This is a genomic window from Streptococcus sp. CCH8-C6, assembly GCF_001557225.1.
GTDB classification, from domain to species: Bacteria; Bacillota; Bacilli; order Lactobacillales; family Streptococcaceae; genus Streptococcus; species Streptococcus sanguinis_C.
Genome location: NZ_LSJN01000048.1, coordinates 1 through 4587 on the forward strand (window position 1 = coordinate 1; position 4587 = coordinate 4587).

Here is a 4587-nt window from a genome sequence, read left to right on the forward strand (position 1 = left end):
TGTGACATAAGCTGAAAGGTTGGCATTCTCACGAATCTTCGCTTGGAAGCTCAGAATCACTTCTTTGCCACCATTCGCCTTCACTTGATCTTCTGTCAGTGAAACGGTAATCTTTTGACCGTTAATGCTGATGCGGTCTGCCGCTAAAGCTTGGCCATCCAAAGTGGCACTGCCTGCATCTGCGAATTCTAAAACATCCTTGATTTCGTCGTCTACTGAGAAGCTCGTCGCATCAAACGGTACAGTTGTTTTTACTTTATATGTAAAGACATCGTTACGGTTTGTGAGTGTCTCAGAAGCTTTATCATTGACTGTTTTCTCAATCGGTGGTTGCTCAGGATTTGGCGGTGTAACTGGGACTTCATTTGAATCCTTGCGATATTTTGGATTGTTATCAATCACATAAGACGCCTTATTCATGATACGGATACCTTCATTTGGTACCATATAGTCTACCAGACTAACACCCTTGCGAATCTTGGCCTTGAAGTTGACTTCAATGGACTTACCAGCATCCGCCTTCACAGAAGCTTCTGTGAATTCAATCTTAATCAATTGATCTTTGACAGTAACAGTCGCTTTGTCTCCTGCATCTTTACCGTCAATCTTCACAGTGGCAGAGCCTTTTTTACCTACGAATTCCAGAACAGATTTCAATTCATCCGTGATTTCAAAGACAGTTGAGTTCGCTGGCATCTCTGTCTTCAGAGTATAAGTGAACTCTTCATCCCGTTTTGATAAATCATAATGATCTGCACCATTTACTTCCTTCTTCAAATCAGGAGTCGTTGTTGGTGGTGGAGTAACGGTTACTGGACTAGTTTCTTTCTTAGAATCTGGATTATCGTTAACCTGATAGCTTGCCTTGTTCGGTACAGCTGGTTTATCTCCAGTGTCATTTGGATACTTAGCCAAGAGAGCATCATAACTTACGCCATCCTTAATCTTCGCTCCAAAATGAACACGAACTGTCTTGCCTGCATAGGCTGCGATTTGATCCTTTTCAAAAGTAACAGTCAGCTTTTGACCAGCTGTCTTCACAGTGGCATCTTTGACTTCCTTGCCATCGATTTGAACAGTTGCTTGGCCATCAAATGTTAACTCTGGAACTAACTCATCTGAAATCTCAAACTTATCAGCTACATCTGGAATCTTGCTCTCTACATCGTAGTTGAATGTTTCTCTCAGACTACCCAAATCGGCATGTTCCTGATTATTGACCTTCTTGCTGACTGGTGGTGGAGTCACACGAACAGGCTCCGTTTCTTTCTCCCCACCTTGGTCATTCTTGTTCGTATAGGTAACCTTAGCCTTGTTCTCGATAACAGGAACTGTTGACTCTTTCTTAACCTTCGCTGTAATGACTAACTCGACCTCTTTATTGGCCAAGTCTTCAGCACGAGCAAAGTCTTTCATTGTTGCTGTGACTGTATTGCCAGCGACAGTTACATCAAAGAATTTCGCCGCGTCTCCCTTGATAACAGCTTTACCTGCTTCAAGGTTCTCATCCAAAGTATCACTAATGACATAAGACTTGTAGGTCGTGATATCGTTTGGAAGCTTCGATTTAACATTGTAGTTGAAGTCAGTGCTTGCAGCGATTGTCGCTTCGTCCAGCTTCTCATTAATCTTCTTAGAAACAGATGGTTCTGTTGGCGGAGTCACCGTTACAGGAATGGTTTCTTTTTCACCATTGTGGTCATTCTTATCTGTGAAGCTAAAGGTAGCCGTATTTGGAATATTTGAGCGAGTGACGCCATCATTAATCTTAGCTGGGATGACCAACTCAACCTCTTGGCCGGCTAAAGCACCTGCATTGGCAAAGTCCTTCATAGTGGCCGTTACGGTTTGTCCTTCGACTGTCACATCAAAGAAGTTAGCAGCTGCCCCTTGGATGACTGGCTTATTATCTGTTTCATTTACAACAGACAAGTCTTTGTCCAATTTGTCCGTAATGACAAATTTCTTATAGTCTTTAATATCAGTTGGAAGACTTGTCTTAATATTGTACTTGTAAAGCTGACCTGTCGCAATATCCAAATGGTCTAAGTTCTCATTAATCTTCTTAGAAACAGGTGGAGGGGTCACACGAACAGGATTAGACTCCACTTCTTTCTCTTGATTATTTTCATTGGTAAAGTTAATACGAGCTTTGTTCTCGATGACTCTACCACTTACACCATTCTTAACCTTAGCTGGGATTTGCAGCTCAATATATGAATACTTCGCTAAGTCTTGGAACTTGCCTTCCTTGACTGTAGCTGTCACTGTTTGACCATTCTTTTGAATATCAAAGAGTGCAGCTGCCTCTCCCTTGATGGTCACATCTCCGGCAAATTCCAAATCATTATCTAGAGTATCGCTGATAACAAACTTCTTATAAGAAGCTGCATCGCTTGGAACAGCTGCCGTGATGTTGTAGTTATATGGTTGACCATCAAAGGTTTGGTAATCATCCAAGCTTTCGTTGATCTTCTTGCCTACACTTGGCTCTTTTGGTTTCGGAGGAGTAACTGTTACCTCTTTAGAGGTTTTCTTCTTATCATTCAGAATGACATCTGCCGTATTTGGAATATTGACAACGCCATTCTTCTTGTACTTAGTTAAATCAGCACCTTCGCGAATTTTAGCCTTGAAAGTCAGCTCAATCTCTTGGACAGTATTGCCGCCACGACGAGAAATCAAACGGTTCAATGAGGTCAATTGAGTCTTGTCCAAGGTAATATCAATCGTTTGACCATTGATTGAAATCGCTTTGGTTAAAGCAGTGTAGGACTTGCCTGCTACACTTACTTTGGCAGACCCTGGTTGGATTTCCAGCTCATCTACCACCGTATCTGTCAATGTGAACTTATCCGCAATACCTGGCCATGGAGCCGTTACCTTGTACTCAAACTCTTCGCCATCCATCCGCAGACCTTCGTGTTCTTTTTCGTTGACCTTCTTGTCTACTTCTGTATCAAGCGGTGGTTTGACATAAATTGGATTCGAACGACGAATCGTACTTGCTTTCGTGTCCGTCTTAGCGTGGGCATCTTGGTTTGGAGTATTATCTTCCCCATTCCACATGATATTCCCTTGGTTTACCAGACCGTAACCATTATTGTTCTGCAAGATAGCAAGGTACTCTTTACTTGCTTGATTCTGACGATATTTTTCTTTCAGACGCACGGTCATTCGCAATTGCGCCTTCTTCATAATCAAGTAATTGTAGTTTTTGCCTTCACTTGGAACATCGGCCACAACGACACTGCGCATATTACCATCTGAATCTGCTTGCTCAACAACGCGAGTCTTCCACGCTTGACCTTCAGGACCAGTTGCAGAATGACTAACAACTTCCAAACGGTAATCGATTGGGTCTGTTAACATGACATTCTTCTCAAACTCATATGGTACGTTGTTGAAGTTGTAGTTAACGGTGTAGGTGAATTCTTCTCCCTTAGAAGACAATTGAGCAGAGTAAGATGGTTTCTTAGTCAACTCTAACGGATCCGGAATGACACCAATATCGTTGCTTGCGTCTTGGTCCGCCACCGTCTTCGTTGCGCTTGGATAACAGTATTCTAATTTCTGTACTTCTACAGTCTGATTTCGACCACCAATTTGGCGCGTCTCAAACTCTCCCGCTTTGAATTTACCAGTCAATTCTGGAACTGTGATTTCTTCCTTCTCCGGAACATAGTTTGCAGGAGGATCTGTTTCATCTTCTTCATTCGTTTCAGGTGCACGAGCTTCTTTACTCAAATCATAGTCAAAGCTGTTCTTACCTGGGTTGAAGACACTATCTGGAACAGAAATCTTAACTTTGTTGCCAGTCTGTGTGATTGTACCACGAATTTCCTTGCTGGAATCTTTTACTTTTGGAACAATCTTCTTCCCATTGATTCGGATAGCATCTACCTTGTAGCCTTCCGTAATGTCAAACTCACCAGTGATATCATCTTTAACTAAAGCTGCCGCTACAGATTCCAAAATCTTTTGCGAGAATACATCAATGTTATTTTGTTCATTAACATAGAAGGAAACATTCTTGCCGTTCACAACCTTATCTGGCGAAGCCATTGATTGAAGTGCATCGTGGAAGATGGCTTGAACGGAACGGTTGTCCCCAATATTGATAGTGTTACCAAAACCATTCAGGTAAGCTGGACCATATTGATAGTATTTCTCAGTGAAGTTATCAACACGTTCCCAGAAACCTACAACGACAGAACCTTCTGAACCAACCGCTGCTTTCAGCTGATCACCAGCAGTTCTCAATTCATTGGCACGACCAGTAATATCTTGAGCCGCTTCTGGATAGCTATTCACTCCCCAAGCACGTTGGATATCCCATGTTCTTGTATAGCTCTTATCCATGACAACTGTGTTAGAACCTGGCAGACGGTAACCGTTGGCTACCCCATCCGTTACCAGGAGGAAGACCGTCTTCCGACCGTTTTCCATATTGCCTTTGACACGGTTGTACTGAGCAATTGTATCATCAATCGCAGGAACAGTTGGGGTTCCACCATCAACAGCGATATTATCGATGAAGCTATGAACTTTATTTTGATCGCTCGTTAAACCACTATTGCCATAGGT

1 protein-coding gene is annotated in these 4587 nt (G+C 42.4%); it reads right to left on the reverse strand.

Annotated features, from left to right (window positions below; translation table 11 throughout):
- Positions 1–4587: isopeptide-forming domain-containing fimbrial protein (locus AX677_RS05295; protein ID WP_156445990.1), on the reverse strand; the 4587-nt coding region annotated here is incomplete at both ends.